Source organism: Pseudomonas sp. KH_050 (assembly GCF_057838875.1).
Genome location: NZ_CM174478.1, coordinates 6,291,382 through 6,317,889, shown reverse-complemented (window position 1 = coordinate 6,317,889; position 26,508 = coordinate 6,291,382). Strand labels below are relative to the sequence as shown.

The 26,508-nt window shown below is 59.5% G+C and carries 26 protein-coding genes and 1 pseudogene; 12 read left to right on the top strand and 15 right to left on the bottom strand.

The genetic code is table 11. The features are described 5' to 3' along the window. Positions 1–165: 165 nt before the first annotated feature. From AC3IUA_RS29080 to AC3IUA_RS29060, 5 genes and pseudogenes are all read left to right on the top strand, one after another. Positions 166–1,302 carry a TIGR03364 family FAD-dependent oxidoreductase gene (locus tag AC3IUA_RS29080; protein ID WP_489358214.1) on the top strand — a complete coding sequence of 379 codons (1,137 nt, stop codon included), beginning with the start codon at positions 166–168 and terminating at the stop codon, positions 1,300–1,302. Beyond that, positions 1,299–1,517: pseudogene (locus AC3IUA_RS29075) on the top strand (phosphohydrolase); the annotation flags it as partial. The gene AC3IUA_RS29080 and the pseudogene AC3IUA_RS29075, both read left to right, overlap by 4 nt. Then, a complete protein-coding gene (locus AC3IUA_RS29070; protein WP_489358213.1) occupies positions 1,486–2,031 on the top strand; it encodes a hypothetical protein in 546 nt (181 codons plus the stop codon). The pseudogene AC3IUA_RS29075 and the gene AC3IUA_RS29070, both read left to right, overlap by 32 nt. Before the next feature lie 255 nt (positions 2,032–2,286). Then, positions 2,287–2,430 (top strand): hypothetical protein, encoded by a 144-nt coding sequence (locus AC3IUA_RS29065; RefSeq protein WP_489358212.1) that lies wholly within the window; start codon positions 2,287–2,289, stop codon positions 2,428–2,430. Positions 2,431–2,487: 57 nt separating this feature from the next. Next, complete coding sequence (locus tag AC3IUA_RS29060; RefSeq protein ID WP_489358211.1) at positions 2,488–3,021, top strand: hypothetical protein; 534 nt, start codon at positions 2,488–2,490, stop codon at positions 3,019–3,021. Between the two features lie 111 nt (positions 3,022–3,132). On the opposite strand, the gene AC3IUA_RS29055 is transcribed toward AC3IUA_RS29060, so the two are convergent. Both AC3IUA_RS29055 and AC3IUA_RS29050 read right to left on the bottom strand, forming a co-directional pair. Next, a complete protein-coding gene (locus tag AC3IUA_RS29055; RefSeq protein ID WP_489358210.1) occupies positions 3,133–4,506 on the bottom strand; it encodes a GTPase/DUF3482 domain-containing protein in 1,374 nt (457 codons plus the stop codon). Beyond that, on the bottom strand, positions 4,499–5,878 hold the full coding sequence (locus AC3IUA_RS29050) for a DUF2868 domain-containing protein (protein ID WP_489358209.1): 1,380 nt from the start codon (positions 5,876–5,878) through the stop codon (positions 4,499–4,501). The genes AC3IUA_RS29055 and AC3IUA_RS29050 overlap by 8 nt, the downstream gene beginning before the upstream one ends. A 95-nt stretch (positions 5,879–5,973) precedes the next feature. Here AC3IUA_RS29050 and AC3IUA_RS29045 point away from each other — a divergent pair, with 95 nt between their 5' ends. After that, positions 5,974–6,486, top strand: coding sequence for a dihydrofolate reductase (locus AC3IUA_RS29045; protein ID WP_489358208.1), 513 nt, complete (start codon positions 5,974–5,976; stop codon positions 6,484–6,486). Positions 6,487–6,595: 109 nt separating this feature from the next. Here the strand turns inward: AC3IUA_RS29045 and AC3IUA_RS29040 are convergent, their stop codons facing one another. Next, complete coding sequence (locus tag AC3IUA_RS29040) at positions 6,596–7,987, bottom strand: L-cystine transporter (protein ID WP_489358207.1); 1,392 nt, start codon at positions 7,985–7,987, stop codon at positions 6,596–6,598. Positions 7,988–8,228: 241 nt separating this feature from the next. Between AC3IUA_RS29040 and AC3IUA_RS29035 the strand changes: the two genes are divergently transcribed. Next, the gene (locus AC3IUA_RS29035; RefSeq protein ID WP_489358206.1) at positions 8,229–9,284 is read left to right on the top strand and encodes an HAD family hydrolase; all 1,056 of its coding nucleotides are present in this window, start codon (positions 8,229–8,231) and stop codon (positions 9,282–9,284) included. A gap of 352 nt (positions 9,285–9,636) precedes the next feature. Here the strand turns inward: AC3IUA_RS29035 and ilvD are convergent, their stop codons facing one another. The 3 genes from ilvD to AC3IUA_RS29020 form a co-directional block, all read right to left on the bottom strand. Continuing rightward, positions 9,637–11,478: a dihydroxy-acid dehydratase gene (gene ilvD / locus AC3IUA_RS29030; protein WP_489358204.1), complete on the bottom strand. Its 1,842-nt coding sequence runs from the start codon at positions 11,476–11,478 to the stop codon at positions 9,637–9,639. A gap of 452 nt (positions 11,479–11,930) precedes the next feature. Further along, positions 11,931–13,160, bottom strand: coding sequence for an MFS transporter (locus AC3IUA_RS29025; RefSeq protein WP_489358203.1), 1,230 nt, complete (start codon positions 13,158–13,160; stop codon positions 11,931–11,933). A gap of 136 nt (positions 13,161–13,296) precedes the next feature. Beyond that, positions 13,297–14,493, bottom strand: a complete 1,197-nt coding sequence (locus tag AC3IUA_RS29020; RefSeq protein WP_489358202.1) for a class I SAM-dependent rRNA methyltransferase — start codon at positions 14,491–14,493, stop codon at positions 13,297–13,299. Positions 14,494–14,687: 194 nt separating this feature from the next. On the opposite strand from AC3IUA_RS29020, the gene AC3IUA_RS29015 reads away from it, so the two are divergent. The 3 genes from AC3IUA_RS29015 to AC3IUA_RS29005 are packed head-to-tail and all read left to right on the top strand — an operon-like array spanning position 14,688 to position 16,735. After that, complete coding sequence (locus tag AC3IUA_RS29015; protein WP_489362515.1) at positions 14,688–15,503, top strand: HDOD domain-containing protein; 816 nt, start codon at positions 14,688–14,690, stop codon at positions 15,501–15,503. Positions 15,504–15,533: 30 nt separating this feature from the next. After that, positions 15,534–16,346 carry a bifunctional DNA-formamidopyrimidine glycosylase/DNA-(apurinic or apyrimidinic site) lyase gene (gene mutM, locus AC3IUA_RS29010; protein ID WP_489358201.1) on the top strand — a complete coding sequence of 271 codons (813 nt, stop codon included), beginning with the start codon at positions 15,534–15,536 and terminating at the stop codon, positions 16,344–16,346. A 53-nt stretch (positions 16,347–16,399) separates the two neighbouring features. Then, positions 16,400–16,735 carry a multidrug transporter gene (locus tag AC3IUA_RS29005; protein WP_489358199.1) on the top strand — a complete coding sequence of 112 codons (336 nt, stop codon included), beginning with the start codon at positions 16,400–16,402 and terminating at the stop codon, positions 16,733–16,735. Positions 16,736–16,780: 45 nt separating this feature from the next. On the opposite strand, the gene AC3IUA_RS29000 is transcribed toward AC3IUA_RS29005, so the two are convergent. From AC3IUA_RS29000 to AC3IUA_RS28980, 5 genes are all read right to left on the bottom strand, one after another. Next, positions 16,781–17,032 (bottom strand): YfhL family 4Fe-4S dicluster ferredoxin, encoded by a 252-nt coding sequence (locus AC3IUA_RS29000; protein WP_489358198.1) that lies wholly within the window; start codon positions 17,030–17,032, stop codon positions 16,781–16,783. Positions 17,033–17,178: 146 nt separating this feature from the next. After that, positions 17,179–17,658, bottom strand: coding sequence for a pantetheine-phosphate adenylyltransferase (gene coaD, locus AC3IUA_RS28995; protein ID WP_489358196.1), 480 nt, complete (start codon positions 17,656–17,658; stop codon positions 17,179–17,181). A 115-nt stretch (positions 17,659–17,773) separates the two neighbouring features. After that, positions 17,774–19,369, bottom strand: coding sequence for a GMC family oxidoreductase (locus AC3IUA_RS28990; RefSeq protein WP_489358195.1), 1,596 nt, complete (start codon positions 19,367–19,369; stop codon positions 17,774–17,776). A gap of 110 nt (positions 19,370–19,479) precedes the next feature. Continuing rightward, positions 19,480–20,025, bottom strand: coding sequence for a twin-arginine translocation pathway signal protein (locus AC3IUA_RS28985; protein WP_489358194.1), 546 nt, complete (start codon positions 20,023–20,025; stop codon positions 19,480–19,482). Positions 20,026–20,052: 27 nt separating this feature from the next. Then, positions 20,053–21,483: a coniferyl aldehyde dehydrogenase gene (locus AC3IUA_RS28980; protein ID WP_489358193.1), complete on the bottom strand. Its 1,431-nt coding sequence runs from the start codon at positions 21,481–21,483 to the stop codon at positions 20,053–20,055. Between the two features lie 145 nt (positions 21,484–21,628). Between AC3IUA_RS28980 and AC3IUA_RS28975 the strand changes: the two genes are divergently transcribed. Further along, positions 21,629–22,300: a TetR/AcrR family transcriptional regulator gene (locus AC3IUA_RS28975; protein ID WP_489358191.1), complete on the top strand. Its 672-nt coding sequence runs from the start codon at positions 21,629–21,631 to the stop codon at positions 22,298–22,300. Between the two features lie 33 nt (positions 22,301–22,333). Further along, positions 22,334–23,188 carry a sulfurtransferase gene (locus AC3IUA_RS28970; protein ID WP_489358190.1) on the top strand — a complete coding sequence of 285 codons (855 nt, stop codon included), beginning with the start codon at positions 22,334–22,336 and terminating at the stop codon, positions 23,186–23,188. Positions 23,189–23,336: 148 nt separating this feature from the next. Here the strand turns inward: AC3IUA_RS28970 and AC3IUA_RS28965 are convergent, their stop codons facing one another. From AC3IUA_RS28965 to AC3IUA_RS28950, 4 genes are all read right to left on the bottom strand, one after another. Then, entirely contained in the window at positions 23,337–23,666 is a 330-nt protein-coding gene (locus AC3IUA_RS28965; protein ID WP_150802968.1) for an AzlD domain-containing protein, read from the bottom strand. Next, a complete protein-coding gene (locus AC3IUA_RS28960; protein WP_489358189.1) occupies positions 23,663–24,382 on the bottom strand; it encodes an AzlC family ABC transporter permease in 720 nt (239 codons plus the stop codon). The genes AC3IUA_RS28965 and AC3IUA_RS28960 overlap by 4 nt, the downstream gene beginning before the upstream one ends. Before the next feature lie 239 nt (positions 24,383–24,621). Then, the gene (locus AC3IUA_RS28955; RefSeq protein WP_489358188.1) at positions 24,622–25,452 is read right to left on the bottom strand and encodes an AraC family transcriptional regulator; all 831 of its coding nucleotides are present in this window, start codon (positions 25,450–25,452) and stop codon (positions 24,622–24,624) included. Between the two features lie 5 nt (positions 25,453–25,457). Beyond that, entirely contained in the window at positions 25,458–26,456 is a 999-nt protein-coding gene (locus AC3IUA_RS28950) for a hydrolase (RefSeq protein ID WP_489358187.1), read from the bottom strand. Between the last annotated feature and the right edge of the window lie 52 nt (positions 26,457–26,508).

Genomic DNA, 26,508 nt, shown 5'->3' with positions numbered 1-26,508 from the left:
GGAGCTTGCTCGCGCTGGAGTGCGAAGCAGTCCCAAACCAGCAACCGTAGTCCTTCAGAAGGAATGCGTTCACCGGGTTTACGACCGCTTCGCGGCCGAGCGGGAGCAAGCTCCCTCGCCACAGGGGATCTCCGTTGTGCGCAAGAATTACTCAGGGCATAAAACATGGCTAATCACAGCGACATGCTGATCGTCGGCGCGGGCATTCTCGGCCTGTCCCACGCTTATGCCGCGGCCAAACGCGGTCTCAAGGTCAAAGTTTTCGAACGCAGCGAAACGCCCTTGGGCGCTTCGGTGCGTAATTTCGGCCAGGCACTGGTCACTGGCCAACCGCCTGGGCCGATGCTTGATCTGGCGCGGGCCAGTCGCGATATCTGGGGCCAATGGGCACAACTGGCGGGTCTGCAACTCAAGCGCAACGGTTCGTACCTGTTTGCCCGCAACGAAGCCGAAGAACACGTGCTCGAAGCGTTCTGCGCCGGTCGCGCGGTGGAGCACGGCTACCGAGTCGAGCTGCTGCGCGGTGCGGCATTGCGCGACTTGTATGCTGGCCAGTTCAGTCATCATCGCGCGGCATTGCACGGTCTGGATGATCAGCAACTGTACTCCCGCGAAGCGATACCTAAACTGATCGACTACCTGCGCCGCGAGCTGAGTGTGGAGTTTCATTTCTCGACGCTGGTTCGTGACATCGAACCAGGCCAGTTGCACAGCACTGCGGGGACCTTCGGTGGCAAGCAAATCGTGGTCTGTTCCGGTCATGATTATCAGACGTTGCTGGCCGAGCAGATCGCTGAACTGAACCCGCAAATCTGTCGTCTGCAAATGCTCCGCGCTCGACCGCAGCTCAACCTGAATCTGCAACATGCATTGTTGACCGGTCTGAGTTGCGTGCATTACGGCGCGTTTGCCGATCTGCCTGAAGCCGCGGCGGTGCAAGCGCAGATCCTGCGCCAGGCGCCACATCTGCACGAACACGGGATTCATCTATTGATCAGCCCTACACCTTACGGCGAGCTGATCATCGGTGACTCCCACGATTACGCCCGTGATCCATCACCGTTCAACGGTGAGCAGGTGGACAACTGGTTGATCGAACTGGCCGAGCAGACACTGGGTTGCAAGGTGCAGGTGGTCGAGCGCTGGCAGGGCGTCTATGGTTCTCGCGGGCCGGGTCCATTTTCGTTCCTGCGCCCGGCACCGGGGGTGAGTATCGCGCTGATGCACACCGGTGTGGGCATGAGTGTCGGGCCGGCAATGGCTGAGCGAAATGTCGCGACCTTGTTGGGAGAAACTGGATGAATAGCAGTGAGCAGGTCATCGCCGAGGTCTTCGGCTTGTATGAGCAATTCGGTGACAGCGATTACATCGGTGAACCGGTGTCGCAGCTCGAGCACATGTCCCAGGCCGCACAGCTGGCGCTGGCCGAAGGCTTCGACGATGAGGTGGTGCTGGCAGCGTTCTTTCACGACATCGGGCATCTTTGTGGGCAGGGCATCGAGAACTTTAAAAGTTACCGCTCAAGATCGTCTTCGAAATGGCAAAGCAGAAACGGTACTTCTTCAGTTTTATGAGCAGTCGGGAGGTGAGGCTGAAGATATTCTGGTCAATACGGCTTTTGCTCTGGACCTGACAGCTGATGGCAAGGTCGACTACAAAATGGGCGATGTGACAAACAATGGTCGGGAAAACGTCGTCGATGAGCGATTACTGGAGACGTTCGCCAACGCCTATCTGCAGCTGAACTGGTTCAATCGTGGGGCGGTCTGGAAGCGCTACCTCAAAATATTCGCTGAAGACTTCTATGCCGATGGTACGCCCGACACCGTACGTTTGCAGTTGCACGAAGGTACTGGCGAGGCAAGCGAGCGAACGCTGGCCTCCTGGCATGCTGCCTACGACTTTGACAACAATGGGACGCTGGAGTGGAACATCCATTTTGATGTGAACCATGACGGCATTATCGACGAAGTGGACGAGGCGCTGGTCCGGCGGCTGGCTGATACTTTCCTGAAGTTTAGATGGAAATAACCGCTCGGCTGCTGAAGGCCAAGGCAAATCGGGTGCTGTTGGTGTAGTACGAACAAGCGGTTCGCAAAGTGGTCGATGTCTTTGGCTCAGTCGGCCACGCCTCAACACGCTGGCGCTTCACTGGGACTGACTCTAGCGTCACTAGTCTTATAGTGAACGGAGAAGTATTCTTACGGTAAACGAAGACGCGTCGGCTTGTGAAGGTGCAATGCTCAAATTAAGGTGTTTGTCTCATAAGTCGAAGGAGTGAATACCATGCGTTATTTCAGAGCGGCTGCCCAGGATCGTAGCAATAACGATAAAGCCGATACTGTAATATTTAATTTCTATCAAAAATATTCCCGCTGCCCTGATGAAATGATACATGAGGCAAAAACTATATTGTGGGCGAGTTTTTGAGAGGCTGTCTTATGGCCGTCACTCTAACGGTGTGGCGGTTTTTTATAGGGGTTCAATATGCGCTACTTAAAAGTCACTGCTCAGGATAGAAGCGGCAATGGGATGGCTGATACAGTGTGGCTTCACTTCTATCGTAAAAAATCATATACCCCTGATGAGTTGATTCATGAAGCTGTCGCGATAGATATCAACGCCGATGAACAGATCGATTTCGAGTTCTCTGGAGATGTCAATAATGATGGTAAATACAATGTTGCAGACAAGCAGTGGTTAAGGATGTTTGCCAACACGTTTCTGGCATTGAACTGGTTCAATCAGCATGATAACTGGCACCGCTATCTCACTGTTGCGGTTGAATCTTATTCCAGGGAAGGGGCTCCTCAAGCCGTCAAACTGAATTTCTATGAAGACGGTTGTGCAGGGGGCCGGCTAACATTGGTTTATAGCGCTGCTGCGTATGATAGTGATGATGACAGTATGCTGGAATCCTTTACCAATAACGATATCGATAGAAATGGAGTGATCGATAAAGCGGACAAGAAGCTGATCAAGTTGATGAGTAGCAGCTTCTTGGCATTCAAATGGTACTAATCGCCAGTCGACCTGACGGCTATGAAATTCAATTGGCGATAATTGCTCGTCAGAGGGATCGCTTATGCGCCGAAAGTTTTTTTGACACACCTTAGGGCCGGGCAGACCTGTCTAGCGTTGGTTGAGCTGTTGCGCCAATGCTTCGACCTGCTCCTGCCGTTCCGCCTGACTCAACCGCGCATGAGAATTAAGCGACGACCACTGCGGATGCGCCCGTGCCTTGTTCAGAGCCTCGGGCAATTTCCCTTCACGCCAGGTTTTGTCTTGCGGGGTGGCGACCTGAATGCTGTCCATCGCCGCATGCCCGCGCAGGTCCAGCGCTTGCAGTAATTGCCGTTGGCGCAGGGCCAACAACCGCAGCACGCTATCGTCGACGGTCAACTCACGCTGGCCCTTGATCTTGTCGAGCAAGCGGCTGCCATAGCTGCGGGCGGTTTGCAGTGCGCCTCCAGCAATGGCCCCGGCCAGCGCGGCGGCACCCAGGGTCAGGCCGCCGACCAGCAAGTCCACCCCGGCGCCGGCCGCCGCGCCCGCGGCGATCCCGCCACCGACCCGAACGCCAAGTTGCTTGAGGGTTTCCGGGTTGAACAAGTCATCGCCCCAGCGGCCATCGAGCAGGGGTAAATCACTGGCGGCAGCGTCCTGCGGGCGGAAGGCATAGAGCTTGAGCAACGCTTCGACGCAGCGTTGTTCGCGCTGGCGAACGGCTTTGCGCAATTCGCTGATGGCTTGCTGTTCTTGCTCGGCCTGGCTGACCACGCTACGGCGACAGGCCGCGCAGTCAATCAACAGTTCGGCGATCAAGCGCGCGGCACTTTGCTGACGAGCCAGGCGTTGCTTGTGCTGGTCGGCAATTAACCGCTCCAGCTGGCCGCGAGAGCTTTCCAGCAGCAGGGAGAGGCTCTCGTAGAGTCGTCGCTCGCCGTCCTGCGGCGGTGCCACGCTGTCGAAACGTACCAGTGCATGCAACCCCAGGCGGGCCAGGGCTTCGCGCCAATCGGGTTCGCGGTGGTTGGCACTGCTGACGAAATTCAGCACCGGTAATAGTGGCTTGCCGCAGCTGGAGAGCACTGCCAGTTCATCGCGGTACTTGGCCAGCACTGGCTCGCGGGCGTCGATCACATACAAGCCGGCATCCGAGGCCAGCAATTGGCGCAGGACTTTGGCTTCCTGTTCGAAACGCTGGCGCGCCTCGCTGCCATCGAGAAACCGCGCTAGGCGCGCCGGGCCGTCGAGGCGTTCGCCGGGGTGTTCCAGGCGCTCCAGATAGTCGAGCAGAGCGATGGCATCTTCCAGGCCCGGAGTGTCGTAAAGCTCGAGCAAGGCTTCGCCGTCCACCGACAACCGCGCACCTTCGACGTGGCGGGTCGTGCTTGGGCGATGGGAGACTTCGCCGAAGCCGACATCCCGGGTCAGGGTGCGCAGCAGCGAAGTTTTGCCGACATTGGTGTGACCGACCACGGCCAGTTTCAGTGGCTTAGTCATGTCCGTGCTCCAACCAGTTCAACGGGGCGCAATCGGCGAACGGCAACTCCAGCTGCTGCAGAGCAACGTGCCAGTCGCCAAGGCGCTCGGCATCCAGTGCCTGGCCCGGCGGCGCCTGCAGCAGCCAGACGCGGGTCGCCGTGGCACTGCGGGCCAGTTCGGCGATCAGCGCCAGGCTGCCGCGATCCGGCGAGCGACGCGGGTCGCAAGCAATCGCCAGACGTGCCGGGGGAAAGCGGCTCATTTGCTCCAGGAGCTTTTGCCGGGATTCACGGCTGTCGAGGATGCCGGCGTCTTTAACGGTTTTTGGCAGTTGCGGCGGCCATGGGCGTTGATCGTCCAGCTCGATGGCGACCAGCAATGCACCATCACTTTCCTGTGCGCTGACGCCACTCTGGATCACCGGCAATTGCTCGGGTGCGGCATCGTTGATACCGAGCCGTTCACTGCTGGGCATCAAGCGTTCGCGCAATTGGCTATAGCCAGGCAGGTTCAGGTCGAGGTGCAAGGTCGAACGGCCGTGCTTCCAGCGCCATAAACACAACAGCGTCAGCAGCAGACGCGGCAATACCCCATAGACCAGCAGTACCCCGACCAGCCACGCGGCCCAGGCTTGGCGGGCGCTTTCGATATTCAGCGCGGCATCGCCGCTGGCGCGGATCATGTCCTCGGTCGGCACACTGAAACCCAACAGGGCGGGCAGGGCACCCAACGCCTGGGTCATGGCGACAAAGGTCTCGCCACCGAGAATGGTGGTCTCCCAGACAAAACCATAGCGCCGGGTCGCCAGCAGCATCAGCACAATCGCGAGGGCGCTGAGCAGTGCCAACAGCCACAAGCTATTGACCAGCACACCAACGGCCCAGCGATTGAGCTTTTTGCGTCGTAGTAACAGCAACAGCGCGGGTGCCAGTTGTGCGGCTTTGGCATCCCGGGCGAGTTTTTCGCTGAGCCACAACCATAAGCGCCCCAGGCTGGCGCCTTGTTCTGCGGCGAACAGCAGGCCCAGGGCCCAGCCGAGCAGCAGTAGCACGTTCAACCCGAGCAGGCTGCCCAGTGCCCAGAACACATTGACCGGAGCCTGGCCGTTACCCAGCGCGGCAAACGCCAGTCCGGCGCCGCTGACTATCGCCAGCAGCGCCAGTACGATCAAGGCCAGCCGTGCGCCCTGCAGCCAATGGCGTAGCGCGTCGGTGAGCCCATCGCGGTCGGCCAGCCACCTGGCGCGGGACTGGATTCGGCTCGGCAGGTCGCCCCCGGCGTTGCGGGCCAGGCGATTGGCTTCGAGGTCTTCCAAGGGCCCTGCGTGTTCTTCACGCAGGCGTACGGTTTCAGTCAGCCAGAGGTTTTCCAGCGGGGTCAGTGCAGTCACGCGGCATCCCATTGCTCAAGTGAGCCAAGAGCATAACCGCTGTGCGCTGATCGGGGTACGTTGCGGGCGAGTGAGCCTCTGGTATCCTCGCCGGCATGAATAAAACTCTCCCCCTCAGCCTGATCGCAGCCCTCGGTGAAAACCGCGTGATCGGCGTCGACAACAGCATGCCCTGGCACTTGCCGGGGGATTTCAAATACTTCAAGGCCACCACCCTCGGCAAGCCGATCATCATGGGGCGCAAGACCTGGGATTCCCTCGGTCGTCCGCTGCCGGGCCGGCTGAACATCGTGGTCAGTCGTCAGGCGGATTTGCGTCTGGAAGGCGCGGAGGTTTATCCGTCATTGGAGGCCGCCGTGGTCCGCGCACAGGAATGGGCCCGCGAGCAAGGCGTCGATGAGGTGATGCTGATAGGCGGCGCGCAGCTGTATGCGCAAGGGTTGGCGCAGGCCGATCGGCTGTACCTGACTCGCGTGGCACTAAGCCCGCAGGGCGATGCGTGGTTTCCGGAGTTTGATTCGGGGCAGTGGAAGCTGGTGTCCGAGACCCCGAATCCGGCAGTGGATGACAAGCCGGCGTACAGCTTCGAGGTGTGGGAGAAAGCCTAAAAGCTTCGCGGGCATTGGAACCCCGCCCGGCCCGCCCCCGTAGGAGCTGCCGCAGGCTGCGATCTTTTAGCGGGCACAAAGATCAAAAGATCGCAGCCTGCGGCAGCTCCTACGCCTGCACCAGTTCCCCATGTTCGTCTGTATCCAGCAGCTCTTTATCAGTCTGCTGCATGATCTGGCTGGTGATTGCGCCGGCGGTCATCGAGCCGCTGACGTTCAACGCGGTACGGCCCATGTCGATCAGCGGTTCGACCGAGATCAGCAGCGCCACCAGTGACACCGGTAATCCCATGGCCGGCAGCACGATCAGCGCGGCAAAAGTCGCACCACCGCCGACACCGGCAACCCCGGCCGAACTCAAGGTCACAATCGCCACCAGCGTCGCGATCCACAGCGGATCCAGCGGGTTGATGCCGACGGTCGGTGCGACCATCACCGCCAACATCGCCGGGTAGAGTCCGGCACAACCGTTCTGGCCAATAGTCGCGCCAAAGGAGGCGGCAAAGCTGGCGATCGATTGCGGAACGCCCAGGCGACGAGTCTGTGCTTCGATGCTCAGCGGAATGCTCGCGGCGCTGGAGCGGCTAGTGAAGGCAAAGGTCAGCACCGGCCAGATTTTACGGAAGAAGCGCAGCGGGTTGATCCCGGCCACCGATACCAGCAGGCCGTGAACCACGAACATCAGACCCAGGCCGATGTACGACACCACCACGAAACTGCCGAGCTTGATGATGTCTTGCAGGTTGGAGCCGGCGACCACTTTGGTCATCAGCGCCAGCACACCATAGGGTGTGAGCTTCATCACCAGGCGAACCAGGCGCATGACCCAGGCTTGCAGGGTGTCGATAGCGCTAAGCACTTTCTGGCCTTTTTCGACATCATCCTTGAGCAGTTGCAGCGCGGCGACTCCAAGGAACGCGGCGAAGATCACCACACTGATGATCGACGTCGGCTTGGCCCGGGCCAGGTCGGCGAACGGGTTCTGCGGGATGAACGACAGCAGCAATTGCGGGATATTCAGATCGGCAACCTTGCCGGCGTAGTCGGTCTGAATGGATTGCAGGCGTGCCAGTTCCTGAGTGCCGGCCACCAGACCTTCAGCGGTCAGGCCAAACAGGTTGGTCAAGCCGATGCCGATCAGCGCGGCGACGGCGGTGGTGAACAGCAGGGTGCCGATGGTCAGGAAGCTGATCTTGCCCAGCGACGAAGCGTTGTGCAGACGGGCCACGGCGCTGAGGATCGAGGCGAACACCAGCGGGATCACGATCATTTGCAGTAACTGCACGTAGCCGTTGCCCACCAGATCGAACCAGCCGATTGAGGCTTTCAGGACCGGGTTGCCGGCACCATAAATGCTGTGCAACGCGACACCGAAGACTACGCCCAGCACCAACGCCAGCAGGACCTTCCTGGCCAGACTCCAGGTGGTGTGGCGGGTTTGTGCCAGGCCCAGCAACAGGGCGAGGAATACCAGCAGATTGAGGATCAGCGGCAGATTCATTGAAGCTCCATAAAGACTTGAGCCAATCGCCTTTGGTTGCGATTGCGAACCGCGAATCCTAACAGTTTGATATCTAACGAATTAATACCCGAATGGAATGGTTGCTGTCGTTTTTGGAATAAGCCGCTGACGCTCAGGCGAATGCCGATGACGTGATCAGGACGCAAGCGGTCGCGCGCAGGAGAGAGCTGTCATGCGGATTTGTTAGCGTCGATAGCTTCAATTCAGGGAGAAAACGCACATGAAGCTCGCTCCGAGGTTGTTTGCCGTTGCGCTGTGCCTGGGCCTTGTCGGTCAGGCGTTCGCCACCGACTTGAAGCATTGGCCGCAGGATCAGGCCAGGCAACTGGACGCGATGATCGCGGCCAACGCCAACAAAGGTAACTACGCGGTGTTCGACATGGACAACACCAGTTACCGCTACGATCTGGAAGAGTCTTTGTTGCCGTTCATGGAAAACAAGGGCCTGATCACTCGCGAGAAACTCGATCCCTCCCTGAAGCTGATCCCGTTCAAGGACACCGCCGACCATAAGGAAAGCCTGTTCAGTTACTACTACCGCCTTTGCGAACTTGACGACATGGTCTGCTACCCATGGGTCGCGCAAGTCTTCTCCGGTTTTACCCTCAAGGAACTCAAGGGCTACGTCGACGAGCTGATGGCCTCCGGCAAGCCGGTGTCGAGCACTTACTACGAAGGCGACGTGGTCAAGACCATCGAAGTGAATCCACCGAAGATCTTCACTGGGCAGAAAGAACTCTACAACAAGCTGATGGAGAACGGCATCGAGGTCTACGTAATGACCGCCGCTTCCGAAGAACTGGTCCGGATGGTCGCTTCCGATCCGAAGTACGGCTACAACGTCAAACCGCAGAACGTGATTGGCGTGACCCTGCTGCTCAAGGACCCCAAGACCGGCGACCTGACCACCGCGCGCAAGCAGATCACCGCCGGAAAATATGACGAGAAGGCCAACCTCGGTCTCGAGTTGACGCCGTACCTGTGGACTCCTGCAACCTGGATGGCTGGCAAGCAGGCGGCGATCCTGACCTACATCGATGAATGGAAAAAACCGGTTCTGGTGGGCGGCGATACCCCGACCAGCGACGGCTACATGTTGTTTCACAGCGTCGACGTGGCCAAGGGCGGCATCCACCTGTGGATCAATCGCAAAGACAAATACATGACCCAGATTAACGGCATGATGGCCAAGCACGCCGCGGCTCAGGCCAAAGAGGGCCTGGAGGTGACAGCGGACAAGAACTGGGTGATCGTCAAGCCGGAAGATATCCTGTAGGAGCTGGCGAAGCCTGCGATCTTTTGATCTTGATCTTCTGGGATTGGTGCCGCCCCGAAAAAGATCGCAGCCTGCGCGTATAGCCAGAGTTTCACGGGTGTACCCGGTCGGCGTAGGAGCTGGCGAAGCCTGCGATCTTTTGATCCTGGGGATGGGCGCCGCCCCGGAAAAGATCGCAGCCTGCGGCAGCTCCTACGGGATCGCGTGTAGCCAGAGTTTCACGGGTGTACCCGGTCGGCGTAGGAGCTGGCGAAGCCTGCGATCTTTTGATCCTGGGGATGGGTGCCGCCCCGGAAAAGATCGCAGCCTGCGGCAGCTCCTACCGGGGCGTTTGTATTGCTGAGATTGACGCTTACAGACCGTCGAGCATCGCCTTGTTACGCACAGCGCCTTTGTCGGCGCTGGTCGCCAGCAAGGCGTAGGCCTTTAGCGCGGTAGTCACTTTGCGTGGACGCACTTCCACCGGTTTCCAGCCTTTCTGATCCTGCTCGGCACGGCGACCAGCCATCTCTTCATCGCTGATCAACAGGTTGATCGAGCGGTTTGGAATGTCGATCAGCACCTTGTCGCCATCGCGCACCAGGCCAATGGCGCCGCCGGCTGCTGCTTCAGGCGAAGCGTGACCGATGGACAGGCCCGAGGTACCGCCGGAGAAGCGGCCGTCGGTGAGCAAAGCGCAGGCTTTGCCCAGTCCTTTGGATTTCAGATAGGAAGTCGGGTAGAGCATTTCCTGCATGCCCGGACCGCCTTTCGGGCCTTCGTAACGAATGATCACGATGTCGCCGGCCTTTACTTCGTCAGCGAGGATGCCGCGTACGGCGCTGTCCTGGCTTTCAAAGATTTTTGCGTTGCCTTCGAACACATGAACCGACTCGTCGACACCGGCGGTTTTCACCACGCAGCCGTCCAGGGCGATGTTGCCGTACAACACAGCCAGGCCGCCTTCTTGCGAGTAAGCGTGCTCGACACTGCGGATGCAGCCGTTTTCACGGTCGTCATCCAGGGTTTCCCAACGTGTCGACTGGCTGAATGCGGTCTGGGTCGGGATGCCGGCCGGGCCTGCTTTAAAGAAAGTGTGAACGGCTTCATCGTCAGTCTGGGTGATGTCCCATTTGGCGATGCCGTCGGCCAGGGTCTTGCTGTGCACGGTCGGCAGGTCGGTGTGCAGCAAGCCGCCACGGGCCAGTTCGCCGAGGATACTGAAGATCCCGCCGGCGCGATGCACGTCTTCCATGTGGTACTTCTGGATGTTCGGCGCGACCTTGCACAGTTGCGGGACTTTACGCGACAGGCGATCGATGTCCTGCAGGTTGAAGTCGATCTCGGCTTCCTGAGCCGAAGCCAGCAAGTGCAGGATGGTGTTGGTCGAGCCACCCATGGCGATGTCCAGCGTCATGGCGTTCTCGAACGCCTTGAAGTTGGCGATGTTGCGCGGCAATACGGAGTCATCGTTGTCGCCGTAGTACTGACGGCACAGATCGACAATGGTGCGGCCGGCTTGCAGGAACAGCTGCTCGCGATCGCTGTGGGTGGCAAGTGCCGAGCCGTTGCCTGGCAAGGCCAGACCAAGAGCTTCGGTCAGGCAGTTCATCGAGTTGGCGGTAAACATGCCGGAGCACGAACCACAAGTCGGGCAGGCGCTGCGCTCGTATTCAGCGACTTTCTCGTCAGAAGCGCTTGAGTCGGCGGCGATCACCATGGCGTCGACCAGGTCCAGACCGTGGCTGGCGAGCTTGGTTTTACCCGCTTCCATCGGCCCGCCGGAAACGAAGATCACCGGGATGTTCAGGCGCAAGGCCGCCATCAGCATGCCGGGGGTGATCTTGTCGCAGTTGGAGATGCAGACGATCGCATCGGCGCAGTGAGCGTTGACCATGTACTCGACGGAGTCGGCGATGATCTCGCGGCTCGGCAGCGAATAGAGCATGCCGTCATGGCCCATGGCGATGCCGTCATCCACCGCAATGGTGTTGAATTCCTTGGCGACACCACCGGCGCGCTCGATCTCGCGGGCGACCAGTTGGCCCATGTCCTTGAGGTGGACGTGGCCCGGTACGAATTGAGTGAACGAGTTGGCAACGGCGATGATCGGCTTTTTGAAGTCGTCATCCTTCATCCCCGTGGCGCGCCACAGTGCGCGAGCGCCGGCCATGTTGCGGCCATGGGTGGATGTTTTCGAGCGGTAATCAGGCATGAAGCACTCCGGGCGGCTAATCAGGTATCAAAAGGGAAGTGAGCTTCTATTGACGTCTGGAACACACAGAAATGGCCGTGTGCCCGGAAGATGCCGTTAACACTGCGGGATCGCCGCGTGTCTGGGCTTGAGCTCATAAACCCGCCGGGGGATGACTGGCGATGAATCCGCCGATTCTACACCGCTGGCGCCAGGAAGGAATGGTGCGATGACGGGACGCGCGTACTCCACGTCCCTGCAGGCACAGCCGGTCGACGCTGATTGCTCGCGATAAACGTTAACGATGATGCGGTGTGCCTGATATGTCGTGGCGCCTGTTAATTTTTCGCGAGCAAGCTCACTCCTGATGAGTAACGGCGATGAGCAGATACATACACCCGGATTCCGAGAAAGTGATGGGCGTGAGGTGTTGTGGACATTCCATTGTCCTCTCTGCAATTGGACGCTCCACGTTAAGTTGGACGGACAGGATTGTCTTTTTGACAGTGGATCTGGATGTGTCTGTTACGCCGACTGATCAGCGCATTCAAGCCAAGACTTAGGGTGCTCAGCATCAAAAAACACAGCGCCAGGGCGGTGGTCAGGTCCTCGGACACCAGATTGATCACAACGCTTATCAAGCCGCCGCACATGAAAATCAGCACGCCGCCGGCCGAAGTAGAGGTTCCGGCGTTTTGCGGGTAGAGGCTCATGGCCCTGGAGTTCGCAATGGGCCTGGCAATGGTGGTGCCGGCCGTGCAAATCAGCATGGGGATCAATACCGTGGCAGCGCTGGTGCCGAGCTGACTGGCGAGCCACAACATCACCAGGCCTGACAAGGCGATCAGCAGCAGGCCAATAGTAATCTGGGTGTCTGCTTGCAGCCGCCGATGCATAACACTGGCGACAATCCCGCCGAACACATAGGCCACGCCATACAGCAACAAAGCCCATGCAAACTCGTAGGCCGAGAACTTTAGCCGCTCCATGAAAATGATCGGCGAAATGACGATAAACGAGAAATGGCAGGCAAAGGCCAGGGCGGAAATCAGCCAATTGCCGATGAAACGGATATCCGAACAAACCAGCCAGTAAGCACTGAAAAAACTGTGGGGCGATGCTGCGCTACTGCGCCGGGTTTCTTCCAGCAGGAACCAGGCTTTCAGCCAGACGATGACCGCCAGTGTGATAAAAACAAAAAAGCTGCCCTGCCAGCCCAGATGTAATTGCAGCCAGGTCCCGAGCAGGGGCGAAATCGAAATGAAAACCCCGCCGCCAGTCACCATCCAGATCCTGATTTGTTCCTGTTCCCTGCCGGCGAACAGGTCCTGGACCAGTGCCTGAGACAACACAAAAGACCCGCAGCCCACGGCCTGAATCACGCGAAAGCCCAGAAACCAGTGGTACTCGCCGGAAAACAGGCAGCCCGTTGCGCCGACCACCGCGACGGCAATGCCGCACAGAAGCAGCTTCTTGCGCCCCAGCAAATCGGACAGCGGTCCAATCAGCGCCACGGACAACGCCAGGCCGATGGCAAACACGCTTACGGACAGGGCAATGTCGGAGGACGAGGTCTGGAAGTAGTCGGACAGGGCGGGAAAGGACGGGAGAACCACATCCAGAGGGAAAACGCCTAGCAACGTCATGGTCATCAATAGCAGGATGACAGACAATTTTTTCGTGGGGTGACTAGGGCGGATCATCAATCAGTGCGCTCAGTCCATGAGGGGTGGACGAGGATTGAATTGATGGCGGAGGAAGTCAATGTGGAGGTGCGAGGGAAGATTCCGAGAGTACTGTAGGAGCAGTCGGTCGACGCTCCTACAGTAGGGCGCTGCCTTAGCTGTTAGGCAGCAACCGGCAGGTAATGCTCTTGATGTAGCGCGTTTCGGCGATGGCCGGATGTACTGGATGGTCCGGACCCTGGCCGCCGCGTTCGAGCAGCTGGATATTACGGTCCAGGTGACGGGCGCTGGTCAGCAGGATGTTTTGCAGATCGTCCTCGGGCAAGTGCATGGAGCACGAAGCGCTGACCAGGATGCCGTCTTTGCTGAGCAGGCGCATGGCTTGCTCGTTCAGGCGACGGTAAGCGCCTTCACCATTCTTCAGGTCTTTCTTGCGTTTGATGAACGCCGGTGGGTCGGCGACGATGACGTCGAAGCGTTCTTCGCTGGCTTTCAGTTCTTTCAAGGCTTCGAAGACGTCGCCTTCGATGCAGGTGACTTTCTCGGCAAAACCGTTCAACGCGGCGTTGCGCTCGACGCCGTCCAGGGCGAAGGACGAAGCATCGACGCAGAACACTTCACTGGCGCCGAAGGCTGCAGCTTGCACGCCCCAACCGCCGATGTAGCTGAACAGGTCGAGCACACGTTTGCCCTTGGCGTACGGGGCGAGGCGGGCGCGGTTCATGCGGTGGTCGTAGAACCAACCGGTTTTCTGGCCTTCCATGACCGGCGCTTCGAATTTCACGCCGTTCTCTTCCAGGGCCACCCACTCCGGCACCAGGCCAAAGACGGTTTCGACGTAGCGATTCAGACCTTCGGCATCACGGGCGGCAGAGTCGTTCTTGAACAGAATGCCGCTTGGCTTGATGACCTGAGTCAACGCGGCGATCACGTCGTCTTTATGGGCTTCCATGGTCGCCGAAGCGATCTGGACCACCAGGATGTCGCCGAAACGGTCGACCACCAGGCCCGGCAGCAGGTCGGAGTCACCATAGACCAGGCGATAGAACGGCTTGTCGAACAGCCGGTCGCGCAGGGACAGGGCTACGTTGAGGCGGTGCACCAGCAGCGACTTGTCCAGCGGCAACTTGATGTCCCGGGACAGCAAGCGTGCGCAGATCAGGTTATTCGGGCTCATGGCGACGATGCCCAGCGGCTTGCCGCCGGCAGCTTCCAGAATCGCTTGATCGCCCGCCTTGAAGCCGTGCAGTGGGGTGGCTGCTACATCGATTTCATTGCTGTAAACCCACAGGTGGCCGTTGCGCAGGCGACGGTCGGCGTTGGCTTTGAGGCGCAGGCTTGGCAGGGACATGACGTCGCTCCGGAAAAAAGAGCGGGAGTATAGCGTGTTGCTTGGCAATTGGCCGCGCTGCCGGATGGGCTGTAAAACACGATGTGTCAGATCGGACTTTATAAAGGTTAGAATCGCCGTCTAGTCCAGAGTGTGTACCTATGTCCCAAGAGCTTTCCCCCGAACAGATTCAACAGGCCCTGCAAGGCATCAGCGTGCCGCCTCAACCGCAAATCATGGTGGATTTGCAGATGGAGCAGTACATGCCGGACCCGGATCTGGAAGTAATCTCTCGGTTGATTGCCCAGGATCCAGGCCTCTCCGGTGCGCTGCTCAAGATCGTCAACTCGCCGTATTACGGGCTGAGCAACAAGATCGCGTCGATACAACGCGCAGTGAACCTGTTGGGCAGTCGCTCGATTATCAATTTGATCAACGCCCAGTCGATCAAGGGCGAGATGAACGACGACACTATTCTTACGCTGAACCGTTTCTGGGATACCGCCCAGGATGTGGCGATGACCTCCCTGACGCTGGCCAAGCGCATTGGCTCGCAAGCGGTCGATGAAGCCTATGCTCTGGGTTTGTTTCATGATTGTGGAGTGCCGCTGATGCTCAAGCGCTTCCCCAACTACATGAGCGTTCTTGAAGAGTCTTATGCGTGTGCCGGCCCGCAATGCCGCGTGGTGGACACCGAAAATCGCGCGTTCAACACCAATCATGCGGTGGTCGGCTACTACACCGCGAAGTCGTGGCGTTTGCCGGATCACGTGAGCGATGCCATTGCCAATCACCACAATGCGCTGGCGATCTTCAGCGATGAATCGTCGCGCAACAACCAGTTGAAGAACCTGTTGGCGATTCTGAAGATGGCCGAACATATCTGTGCCTCGTACCGGGTGTTGGGCAATCAGATCGATGACCATGAGTGGAACAGCATCGGCCATCTGGTGCTCGATTATGTCGGTCTCTCGGACTACGACTTCGAGAACCTCAAAGAGTCGATTCGCGAATTGGGCGTTCACCGTTGAGCGTCGGTTATTTCCTGACCTGAGAGCGTCATGCCTGAATTACCGGAAGTCGAAACCACTCGGCGCGGAATCGCCCCGCACCTGGAAGGCCAGCGCGTCAGCCGGGTGATCGTCCGTGACCGGCGCTTGCGCTGGCCGATCCCGGAAGACCTCGATGTGCGCCTGTCCGGGCAGCGCATCGTGAAGGTCGATCGGCGGGCCAAGTACCTGCTGATCAATGCCGAGGTCGGGACGCTGATCAGCCATTTGGGCATGTCGGGGAATTTGCGCCTGGTGGAAGTCGGCATGCCGGCGGCCAAGCACGAACATGTGGATATCGAACTGGAGTCGGGCCTGGCGTTGCGCTACACCGACCCTCGGCGGTTCGGGGCGATGCTCTGGAGCCTCGATCCACTCAATCACGAACTGTTGATCCGCCTGGGCCCCGAGCCGCTGACCGATCTGTTTGACGGCGAGCGGTTGTTCCAGCTTTCCCGCGGGCGTTCGATGGCGGTGAAACCCTTCATCATGGATAACGCCGTGGTGGTCGGCGTAGGCAACATCTACGCGACTGAAGCATTGTTCGCAGCCGGTATCGATCCGCGTCGCGAGGCCAAGGGTATTTCCCGGATGCGTTATCTGAAGCTGGCTATCGAGATCAAACGCATCCTCGCCCATGCCATTGAGCGCGGAGGTACGACCTTGCGCGACTTTATCGGTGGCGACGGTCAGCCCGGCTACTTCCAGCAGGAATTGTTCGTCTACGGCCGTGGCAATGAGCACTGCAAAGTCTGCGGTACGGGCCTGCGAGAGGTTCGCCTGGGGCAGCGCGCCAGCGTCTATTGCCCACGTTGCCAGAGCTGAGTAGACCTCAGGGTCTATAGTGAGCCTTTGTTTGTTTGCTGAAGGACCGTGTCATGAAGCTGTTTCCTACCCTCGTCGTTGCGCTGGCCTTGAACCTGGGCCTGCAGACATCGCCGGCCTTGGCCTCTTCTGGCAACGGCAGTGGCGACCCGAGCTACACCATTCAGAACCCGCCGGCCTTCGCCATGATCGGCGACCTGTTGATCGCCCGGCCATTGTTGGTGGTGGCGACCGTCATCGGGGCGGGAGTGTTTGTGGTGTCGTTGCCGTTCACCGCTTTTGGCGGCGGGATCGGCGAGGCCGGCCAGGCGCTGGTGCTCGATCCGGGCAAAGCGGCGTTTGCGCGCTGCCTGGGGTGTACCGGGGAGGAGTATGGCCAGCGGGAGTGATAGATCTGCTGGCCCTGTCCTGGAAGACATCCAATAACTTCAGTCTTACACCTTGCCAGTAATGAGCTTGTATTTGGCCATCAGCTGTTCTTCGGTTTCCGGATGCGCTTCATCCAGCGGGATGCAGTCGACCGGGCAAACCTGCTGGCACTGTGGTTCGTCGTAATGGCCGACGCATTGGGTGCACAGGTTCGGGTCGATCACGTAGATCTCTTCGCCTTGAGAGATGGCAGCGTTCGGGCACTCGGGTTCGCAGACGTCGCAATTGATGCAATCGTCGGTGATGATAAGGGACATGGGGCGCTCCTGCCGGGGCGGCTGGCCCAGGCATCTGAAAACTAATGCACACAATTGTGCCGCATTGGCGCCCGGAGTGCACGCGGGCGCGATGGACTGCAAAAGATCGTCCGAACGCGGCCCGAACCTTCTGCAGCCTATCTGCGTTACTTCTTGAACCGCAGTGTCAGGGCGTCAGCGACGGAAGGATGGACGAACTTGGCAATATCACCGCCCAAGGCCGCGATTTCCCGAACCAGCGTCGATGAAATGTACGAATAACGCTCCGATGGGGTGAGGAAAAGGCTTTCCACATCCGGCGCCAACTGGCGATTCATGTTGGCCAGCTGAAACTCGTATTCGAAGTCCGATACCGCCCGCAGGCCTCGCAGAAAGATATTGGCGTCCTTCTCCTTGGCGAAGTGCGCAAGCAGCGTGGAGAAACCGACGACTTCGACGTTCGGCAAATGTTTGGTGACCTCTCGGGCCATCGCCACTCGCTGGTCCAGGGGAAACAGCGGGTTTTTCTTCGGGCTGGCGGCGACGGCAATGATCACGTGGTCGAACAGGCGTGCGGCGCGTTCGACCAGATCGCCATGGCCCTTGGTAATAGGGTCGAAGGTTCCTGGGTACAACACTCGGTTCATCGCGTCGTCCTGGCGGGAGTCCGTTGGGGAATCGGATGGTATCGCAGCCGTCCCGGTCGGCCAAGTCGCCTTTAGAGTAAGAAAGCGATATAGACAGTACGAATAGTGTGCTTTTTCACGAGTTTTTTAAACGCTCGACCAGTGAAGTCGCCAGTTTCGCTGTCAGCCCGTAGACCGACAACTGCGGGTTGGCGCCAATACTGGTGGGAAACAGCGAGCCATCATGGATCGAAAGATTGCTCAGCTGATGATGCCGGCCGAGGCTGTCGCAGACGGCATTTTTCGGATCTTCGCCCATGGCACAGCCGCCCATGACATGAGCACTGCCCAGGCGCGTGCGATACAACTCAAGGCTCAGACCGTCGATCAGCGTACGGGCTTCGGCCGGGGTTTTCACAAAACGGGCATCGCTGTGCAGGGGCATGACTTGTCCGGCGCCTCCAGCAAACTGGATTTCGGCCATGCTGTGAAAGGCCCGGCGTAAACCGTCCCAGGCATAGGCTGAAACCTGATAGTCGAGCACCGGTGTACCGTCGCCGCGCAGCTCGACACTGCCGCCGGGGCTGTCCGGGTGGAAACCGTCTCGCAGCAGCGCGAGCATGGCGTGGGTATGGGGCAGCTGTTCCATGCGCAGGGCGTTGTCTGTGCCGAACCCGCCGAACAAGGTGCTGGCCAGCGCCGGGTGCAGTGGCGGCACCTCGAGTTTGTAGGACATTTTGCCAGTGGTGCCGTCCTGCCATTGAAAGTGGTCGGAATAAATCGATTGAGGCGCGCCGTAGAACGGATTGATCACTTCGTCGAAATGTCCGGCGGACATGTTCACCAGGTGCAGGAAGGTCCGCTTGCCGAGCCGCCGATGAGGGTCGGGCGCCTCGGAGCGCAACAGCAAGGCCGGGCTGTTGATACCGCCACCGGCCAGCACATAGTGCCGCGCCTTGATGGTAATGCTGCGCCCGGTTGGCGCGACGCAACGCGCATCCATGGCCACGCAGTGCAGGCTGCTGACCTTGTCGTTCTTGATCAGCAGGCGCTCGGCGCGGGCCAGATACAGCAGCTCGCCGCCTTTTTCCAGTGTCGCCGGAATGGTGGTCACCAGCATCGACTGTTTGGCATTGGTCGGGCAGCCCAAGCCGCAGTAGCCGAGGTTCCAGCAACCGCGAACATTGCGTGGGATCATATGCCAGCCATAGCCGAGCTTTTCGCAACCCTTCTTGATCACATCGTTGTTGGCGTTGGGCGGCATGATCCAGGGTGCGATGCCGAGACGTTGCTCCATTTTTTCGAACCAGGGCGCCATCTCGGCGGGGCTGTGGCCTTTGACCTGGTGTTCCTTGGCCCAGTGTTCGAGCGTCGGCTCCGGGGTTCGAAAGCTCGAGGTCCAGTTGATCAGCGTTGTGCCGCCGACCGCACGGCCTTGCAGGATGGTGATAGCGCCGTCCTTGCTCATGCGGCCGATGCCTTCCTGATAGAGGCTGGCGTAGGCCTGGTCTTCGAGCATCTTGAAATCGCTGCTGGTCTTTAGCGGGCCTTCTTCGATCAACAGCACCTTGTAACCGGCGGCGCTGAGAATTTCCGCCGTGGTCCCGCCACCGGCACCGCTGCCGATGATTGCCACGTCCGCTTCCAGCGTCAGGTCCTGCTCGAGTTGCGAGCCGTCCCGGGTTTTCCAGCCACGGGCCAGGCCCTCGCGAAACAGATCAGGTACGGGCATGTCGGGTTCTCTTGTTTTTATGGTTTAAACGCAGATGACCGCAACGCGGCCAATCGCGAGCAAGCTCGCTCCTTGGAGCGGGCTTGCCCGCGAATGGAGCAGCGCAAGTCTCAAATCCTGGGCGGCCCCGGATATCCGCAATGCGTCCACGATTGCGCGCGACCGTACCAAGCCATCATCACCAACTGCAAAATCGAGCTGTGGCCCATGCGCAGCAGGCTCAGTGAGCTGTTTTCCCAACGCTTGAGAAAGTGCTGGATATCATCGGCGCTGGCGTTCTCCCAACTGCCCCAGACTCCGGTCAGCGGCCCGCGGGTGACGGGCATGCCGAGCACGTCAAACAGCTGCCGGGTCAGCTTGAGCATTGCCGGCGACAGGTAATCAAGGCCGCGATCCAGGCCTTGCAGAGTGCCGTCGATGGCGGCGGGCATCTTCTCGGCAGCCACGGCGCCCTCGAGCATCACCGGAATCAGCGCCCGCAGAAATGCCAGGTCACTGCTACGCAGAATCGTAAAACCGCTGGCCGCAGTGCTGGCCGAGCAACCGCTGAGGCTGGCGCCAAGCCCGGTGGTGGCCAGGAAGGCGCTGGCGCAGAGGCTGAATTTCAATAGGCCGCGGCGAGACAACTCGGGTGATTCGGACAGGCTTGGGGTCATTATTGTTATTACCCGACGGCAGTAGGGTTAGCGAACAAACAGCTTCTGAATCAGCTTCTGGATGGATTTACCGTAGGGCGGATAAATCAACTTCGCCGCGTTCAGCCGCTGCTTGGTCAGTACGCCCTTGGCCTTGCTGAACGTCAGGAAGCCTTCATGACCGTGGTAATGGCCCATTCCCGATGCGCCGATGCCGCCGAACGGCAGGTCGTCCTGAGCGACATGCAGCAGGGTGTCGTTGATGCAAACGCCACCGGAGTGAGTCTCGTCGAGCACGCGACGTTGCTCGGCCTTGTTGTAGCCGAAGTAGTAAAGCGCCAGCGGACGCGGCCGTTGGTTGATGTAGGCAAAGGCCTGATCCAGGCCCTTGTAGGGCACGATGGGCAGTAGCGGGCCGAAGATCTCGTCCTGCATCACGGTCATTTCGTCGTTGACGTTCAGCAGCAGGCTGTGGCCCATGCGCCGGCCCTGATTCTGCTCGAACAGCGGGATCAGCAGCGCACCCTTGCTTGTGGCGTCACTGAGGTAGCCGTTAAGCCGCGCCAGTTGCCGGTCATTGATAATGGCGGTGTAGTCCGGGTTATCGGCGAGTTTCGGATAGAACCCGCGAACGGCCTTGCGATAGGCTTCGATGAAGCTACCCACGCGGTCTTCTGGCACCAGCACGTAATCCGGAGCGACGCAGGTTTGTCCGGCGTTCAGGGTCTTGCCGAAGGCAATGCGTTCAGCCGCATCCTCGAGCGGCACGTCGGTGGAGACGATGGCCGGGGACTTGCCGCCCAGTTCCAGGGTCACCGGAGTCAGATGTTCCGCCGCCGCGCGCATGACATGTTTGCCGATGCTGGTGGCGCCGGTGAACAGCAGGTGATCGAAGCGCAGTCTGGAAAAGGCCATGCCGATCTCGGCTTCCCCCAACACCACGCAGACCAGGTCTTCTGGGAAGACCCGGGCCAACAATTGCTTGAGCAATTGCCCGGTGGCCGGCGTCGACTCGCTGAGCTTGAGCATCACCCGGTTACCGGCGGACAACGCACCGACCAAAGGCCCGACGGCGAGGTAAAGCGGATAGTTCCACGGCACGATCACCCCGACCACGCCCAGCGGTTGATAGACGACCTTGGCCGAGGCTGGCTGGAAGGCGACACCCACCGAGCGTCGGGACGCTTTCATCCAGTCTTTGAGGTGTTTGCTGGCATAGTGGATGCCGTGCAGGCTGGGCATCAGCTCGGCGAGCAAGGTTTCATCGGCGCTGCGATGGCTGAAGTCCTGGCTGATGGCATCGATCAATGCCTGGCGTTCGTCGCTCAACACTTCGCGCAGGGCCTTGAGCCACTGCTGGCGTTGCGCTGCCGACGGCATCGGGTTGGCTGCGTAGGCCTGGCGCTGGGCGGTAAACAGGCTGTGGAGCTCGTCCAGTTGCGGTTGGGAGTCTTGCAGGTAGGCGATGTCGGCAGACATGGACGGCTCCTTTTTATTTTAGTGAGCGAGTTTTAGAGTCTATACTCTAAAGCGTCAAGTGACATCCCTCGACAGCTTTGATTTATCCGATGCGGGATAGGTCGTAAGATGTTCGGCAACGCACTCTGAATTAAAGCCCAAGCCCATGGCCCCACGGATAAAAACCAGCGAGCGCATCGTCCAGAACAGCCTGGAGTTGTTCAATCAGCAGGGCGAGCGCAGCATCAGCACTAACCATATCGCCGCGCACATGGAGATTTCTCCGGGCAACCTGTACTACCACTTCCCCAACAAGCAGGCGATCATCGCCGTGCTGTTCAGTGAATACGAAAATCTGGTCGACAGTTTTTTGCGCCCACCCCAAGGCCGCGCAGCCACGGTCGAAGACAAGCGGTATTACCTGCAAGCGCTGCTCGCCGCCATGTGGCGCTACCGCTTCCTGCACCGGGATCTCGAACACCTGCTCGACAGCGATGCGGAACTGGCCGACCGTTATCGACGATTTTCCCAGCGTTGTCTGATTCAGGGCGGGGCCATTTACGAGGGCTTCGTTGAGGCCGGCATTCTGCGAATGGACAAGGTCCAGATCGAATCTCTGACCCTCAACGCCTGGATCATCCTGACCTCCTGGGTGCGTTTTCTCTGTACCACGCGGGAAAATTCCACGCATCTGAGTGAAGAAGCAATCAAGCGCGGGGTCTATCAGGTGCTGGTGCTGGAAGCCGGATTTGTCACGGACCAGGCGCGGGAAGCGGTAAATGCGCTATTTGAGGAGTTTTATGTGCCGCTGGCGCAGGCACTGGAAGAAGTGCAGTAGGATAAACCTATGACGTCATCACAGGAGCCCGCTATGCCCATTGCGCAATTGATCAGCCCTCAAGCTCTGGATCTGAAAAAGGAGCAGGAAGGGCTGGTGATTCTGGATTGCCGTTTTGCCCTCGAAGACCCGGACTACGGACAGCGCAGTTATGCCGAAGGACATATTGCCGGTGCTTCTTTCGCCGATCTGGAGCGTGATCTCAGTGGTCGGATGGTCAAAGGTGTGACCGGACGCCATCCGCTGCCGGATCCGGCGCAGCTGGTTCAGCGCTTGCAAGACTGGGGAATCAATGCCGACAGTGAAGTCGTGCTTTATGACGACGGCCCTGGCGCCTTTGCCGCGCGCGCCTGGTGGCTGCTGGCCTGGCTGGGCAAGCGCGACGGAGTTTTTATCCTCGACGGCGGTTTGAAGGCTTGGCATGCGGCCGGTTTGCCATTGAGTCTGGACGCGCCTGGCAACTCGCCAGGCAGCTTTACCGGTACTCCTGACACCTCGCTGCTGTTGAGCACCGAACAGCTGCAAAAGCGCCTCGGCCGGCCATCCCTGACTTTGCTCGATGCTCGTGCCGAGCCGCGATTCCGTGGCGAGGTGGAGCCGATCGACCCCGTGGCCGGGCATATCCCCGGCGCACAATGCGCGGCATTCAGCGAAAACCTGGGCAGCGACGGGCGGTTCCTGGCGGCGGACCAGCTCAAACAACGTTTCGCTGCGAAGCTGGGTGATCGCTCACCCACAGAGCTGGTGGCGTATTGCGGTTCCGGTGTAACGGCGTGCCATAACCTGTTCGCGTTGTGTCTGGCGGGGTATCCGTTGGCCAGCTTGTACGCGGGATCGTGGAGCGAGTGGATTACCGATCCAAAGCGGGCGGTTGCGAAGGGCGATTAAAGCCAGGTCCGCTTCCATATCGAGTGTGCAGTGAAAAGATCGCAGCCTGCGGCAGCCCCTACACCGACCGTATACACCCGTGATAAGCGGGTGTACGCAATCCTGTAGGAGCTGCCGATAGGCTGCGATCTTTTCGGCCATCACCGGATCAAATGGGCAACTGCCCCATCATCCAGCGCAACAAAAAGAACACCAGCAACCCGCCGCCAATGGTCGCCAGCAAATGCCGGGTCAACGCGGCAATGGCAATCGCCGCCAGCCCCGCCAGCAAATACGCATTGCTCAGGTTCAGCGCCCAATGCTCGCCATCGGGCAGCAACATGCCTGGCACCACAATGGCAGTGAGCACTGCAGTCGGCACGTAGTGCAAACCTTGGCGAACCAGCGGTGGGAAACTCAGGTTTGGCCAGGCAAACAAGCTGTAGCGCAGGACGAAAGTGATGGTTGCCATGCCGAAAATCAGCCACCAGTAACTCATGGGCGCAGCTCCTTTTCCGACCGCATCGCCAATTGCCGGCGCTCCAGCACGACGCCCACCGCAATTCCGCTGAACGCGGCGGCCATCAACCCGAGTTTGTAGGGCCAGTTGTAAGTCATCAACGCCACGGCACCCGCCGCCAAGGCTGCTGCCACTTGCGGTTTGTTGCGCAGCAATGGCACGACGATGCCGATAAAGGTCGCCAGCATGGCGAACTCAAGGCCCCAGCTGGCCAGGTCAGGTACCGCCTGACCGAACAACACCCCGACCAGCGAGCTGAGTACCCAGCAGACGTACAGTGAGCAGGCCACGCCCACCCAATACCAGTGCGCCAGCGGCGGGTCTGCGTGCAGCAGATAAAAACGCTGGACCACGGCAAAGGTTTCATCAGTCAGCCAGAACGCCAGCAACACCCGCCAGCGCTGCGGTAGTTGGCTGGCGTGGGGCTGTAAAGTGGCGCTGTAGAGTACGTGTCGCAGGTTGACGATAAAGGTCGTCAGCAGAATTACCACGGCGCTGGCGCCCACCCCGAACAGGCTGATGACAATGAATTGCGCAGAACCGGCATAGACGAACAGCGACATGCCGACCGCCTGCCATAACGTCAGGCCGGCGGCGCCAGCCAGTGTGCCGAAGATCAGCCCGAACGGCAGAATGCCCACGGCCATGGCAAAGCTGTCGCGGATACCTCGGGAAAAAAGCTGCTTACGGGTCATCAAGACTCTCCTTATTGCCCGCATCTTAGGCAGTCGGATTGAGTCCGTCTTGAACGATCTTGCGCTGTTGCCAAACGATCGCAGCCCTTATGCCAAGAACATACCCGTGGCGAGGGAGCTTGCTCCCGCCGGGCTGCGTAGCAGTCCTGAAATCTGCAATCGCGTTTTGTCTGGTAAGACTCAGCGGTCGGCTTTACGGTCGCTTCGCGCCCGAGCGCGAGCTTGCTCCCTCGCCAGACTTAGGGTAATTGCCGGGCACTGCGATAGGCCCCCGGGCCGACGCCATAGACTTTTTTGAACTGCCGGCTCAGATGGCTCTGGTCGGCGAAGCCCAATTGCGTCGCCACTTCCAGCGGCAGGCAGCCGTCGCGCAATAATGCCCGCGCTCGAGCGATCCGTTGCTGCATCAGCCAGGTATGTGGCGGCATGCCCGTGGCGCGGCGGAACACTCGGGCGAAATGAAAAGGTGACAGGTTGACCGCTGTGGCCAGTTCTTCGAGGGACGGCGGTGCAGCCAGCCGAGACTGCAGCAGTTCCTTGGCCCGGGCGACTGCGCGATGTTCCAGCCCGGGGTTATCGGGCGTCGACACGCCAGCGTAGCGTTGCAGCAACGACAACATCATTTCCCGCCAGACCGTTTGCTGTTGCAGCGCCGAGGCCGGGCTTTCCAGCAACCGGTGCAATTGGCAGAAACCGCTGACCAGATCCGGATCGCGATAGAGCGTGGCACCAAATGCCGGAAGGTTGTTGGCCGGGAGTTCGAGCTCGGCCAGTAGCGAAAGGATCTGCTCGTTGTCGGGATAAAACGCCCGATACAACCACCCGTCATCCGTGCCTTTATGGCCCGTGTGCAATTCGTCGGGGTTGATCAGCACCAGGGTTCCGCTACCCGCCAGGTGGTCTGCACCGCGGTAGCGATAACGTTGGGCGCCGGCCATGATCAGGCCGATGACATAGCCGTCATGCACATGGGGCACAAAACGCTGCTCGATGTAGCGGGCGGCCAATAACTCGACGCCTGCCAGCGGCGCGGTCTGCCAGAAACGGACCGACTCACCCTCAAGGTTCATAAGCGCTACCTGTGACCTGTGCCAGTCAGCCATTGCGGGATCCTGCGCTCCAGGTAGTAACCGGGAGTGCGCAAGGTTCCATCGACAAAACCGACATGCCCACCCCGAGCCTGCAATTCGAATTGTGTGGTCGGCGACAGCTCGCTGGTTTGCGGCAGGCTGTGGGGGAAGACGAAAGGATCGTCAGCGGCCTGAATGATCAGGGTCGGCGTGCGGATGGCACCGAGAAAGTAGCAACTGGAAGCGCGACGGTAATAGTCCTCTGCATCGACAAACCCGTTTAATGGTGCGGTGACCCGCCCGTCGAAATCCCAGAAGGTTCGCATATTGTCCAGCGCGCCCAGCTGCGCCAGAGTCGCCAGGCCTTCGTGGCGACCGTCATGCTGGAATTGCCGCTGTTTGTTTTTGATATAGGCGAGCATCTGGCGCATGAAGTGCGCCTGATACACCTTGGAAAATCCCAGGCCAATACGGTCGGCGCAGTGGTCGAGACGAAAGGGCACTGAAACCGCCACCGCGCCCAGCAGTTGGCTGTTGTCGCCGGTTTCCCCCAAATACTTGAGCAGCACGTTGCCGCCCAGCGAATAGCCGACTGCATACAACGGTGCCAAGGGTCGCTGGGCTCGCAGATGGCTGATGGCTGCCGCCAGGTCTTCACTGGCGCCGGAGTGATAACTGCGCGCCAGCAGATTGGGTTCCCCGGAGCAGCCGCGCCAATTCAGCGCCACACTGCCCCAGCCTTGAGCTGCCAGGGCTTTTTGCAGGCCGGCCACATAGGGCGAATTCGAAGAACCGGTCAGCCCGTGCAATACCAGCACCAAAGGCGCATCAAGGCTATGAGGGGCATGCCAGTCGAGGTCGAGGAAGTCTCCGTCCTCAAGCCACAGCCGTTCACGTTGTCGATCGAGATGGGTGGTTTTGCGCCACAGCGGGCCCCACAAGGTTTGCAGGTGCGGATTGCCCAAGCCCAGGGCAGGGGTGAAACGATCTGGCGGTGTGGGCACGGTTGTTCTCGATGCAGCGGTGCGTACCTGGGTACGCACCTTTTTCAGGACG

Coding starts and splice junctions, on each gene's coding strand:
- AC3IUA_RS29040 (WP_489358207.1), bottom strand. CDS start 7,987: ATGAATCTGCCGCTGATCCTCAATCTGCTGGTATTCCTCGCCCTGTTG.
- AC3IUA_RS29045 (WP_489358208.1), top strand. CDS start 5,974: ATGAATAAAACTCTCCCCCTCAGCCTGATCGCAGCCCTCGGTGAAAAC.
- AC3IUA_RS29060 (WP_489358211.1), top strand. CDS start 2,488: ATGCGCTACTTAAAAGTCACTGCTCAGGATAGAAGCGGCAATGGGATG.
- AC3IUA_RS29005 (WP_489358199.1), top strand. CDS start 16,400: ATGAAGCTGTTTCCTACCCTCGTCGTTGCGCTGGCCTTGAACCTGGGC.
- AC3IUA_RS28965 (WP_150802968.1), bottom strand. CDS start 23,666: ATGAGTTACTGGTGGCTGATTTTCGGCATGGCAACCATCACTTTCGTC.
- AC3IUA_RS28970 (WP_489358190.1), top strand. CDS start 22,334: ATGCCCATTGCGCAATTGATCAGCCCTCAAGCTCTGGATCTGAAAAAG.
- AC3IUA_RS28975 (WP_489358191.1), top strand. CDS start 21,629: ATGGCCCCACGGATAAAAACCAGCGAGCGCATCGTCCAGAACAGCCTG.
- AC3IUA_RS28985 (WP_489358194.1), bottom strand. CDS start 20,025: ATGACCCCAAGCCTGTCCGAATCACCCGAGTTGTCTCGCCGCGGCCTA.
- AC3IUA_RS29025 (WP_489358203.1), bottom strand. CDS start 13,160: ATGATCCGCCCTAGTCACCCCACGAAAAAATTGTCTGTCATCCTGCTA.
- AC3IUA_RS29000 (WP_489358198.1), bottom strand. CDS start 17,032: ATGTCCCTTATCATCACCGACGATTGCATCAATTGCGACGTCTGCGAA.
- AC3IUA_RS29065 (WP_489358212.1), top strand. CDS start 2,287: ATGCGTTATTTCAGAGCGGCTGCCCAGGATCGTAGCAATAACGATAAA.
- coaD (WP_489358196.1), bottom strand. CDS start 17,658: ATGAACCGAGTGTTGTACCCAGGAACCTTCGACCCTATTACCAAGGGC.
- mutM (WP_489358201.1), top strand. CDS start 15,534: ATGCCTGAATTACCGGAAGTCGAAACCACTCGGCGCGGAATCGCCCCG.
- AC3IUA_RS28955 (WP_489358188.1), bottom strand. CDS start 25,452: ATGAACCTTGAGGGTGAGTCGGTCCGTTTCTGGCAGACCGCGCCGCTG.
- AC3IUA_RS29035 (WP_489358206.1), top strand. CDS start 8,229: ATGAAGCTCGCTCCGAGGTTGTTTGCCGTTGCGCTGTGCCTGGGCCTT.
- AC3IUA_RS29080 (WP_489358214.1), top strand. CDS start 166: ATGGCTAATCACAGCGACATGCTGATCGTCGGCGCGGGCATTCTCGGC.
- AC3IUA_RS28980 (WP_489358193.1), bottom strand. CDS start 21,483: ATGTCTGCCGACATCGCCTACCTGCAAGACTCCCAACCGCAACTGGAC.
- ilvD (WP_489358204.1), bottom strand. CDS start 11,478: ATGCCTGATTACCGCTCGAAAACATCCACCCATGGCCGCAACATGGCC.
- AC3IUA_RS28990 (WP_489358195.1), bottom strand. CDS start 19,369: ATGCCCGTACCTGATCTGTTTCGCGAGGGCCTGGCCCGTGGCTGGAAA.
- AC3IUA_RS28960 (WP_489358189.1), bottom strand. CDS start 24,382: ATGACCCGTAAGCAGCTTTTTTCCCGAGGTATCCGCGACAGCTTTGCC.
- AC3IUA_RS29055 (WP_489358210.1), bottom strand. CDS start 4,506: ATGACTAAGCCACTGAAACTGGCCGTGGTCGGTCACACCAATGTCGGC.
- AC3IUA_RS29020 (WP_489358202.1), bottom strand. CDS start 14,493: ATGTCCCTGCCAAGCCTGCGCCTCAAAGCCAACGCCGACCGTCGCCTG.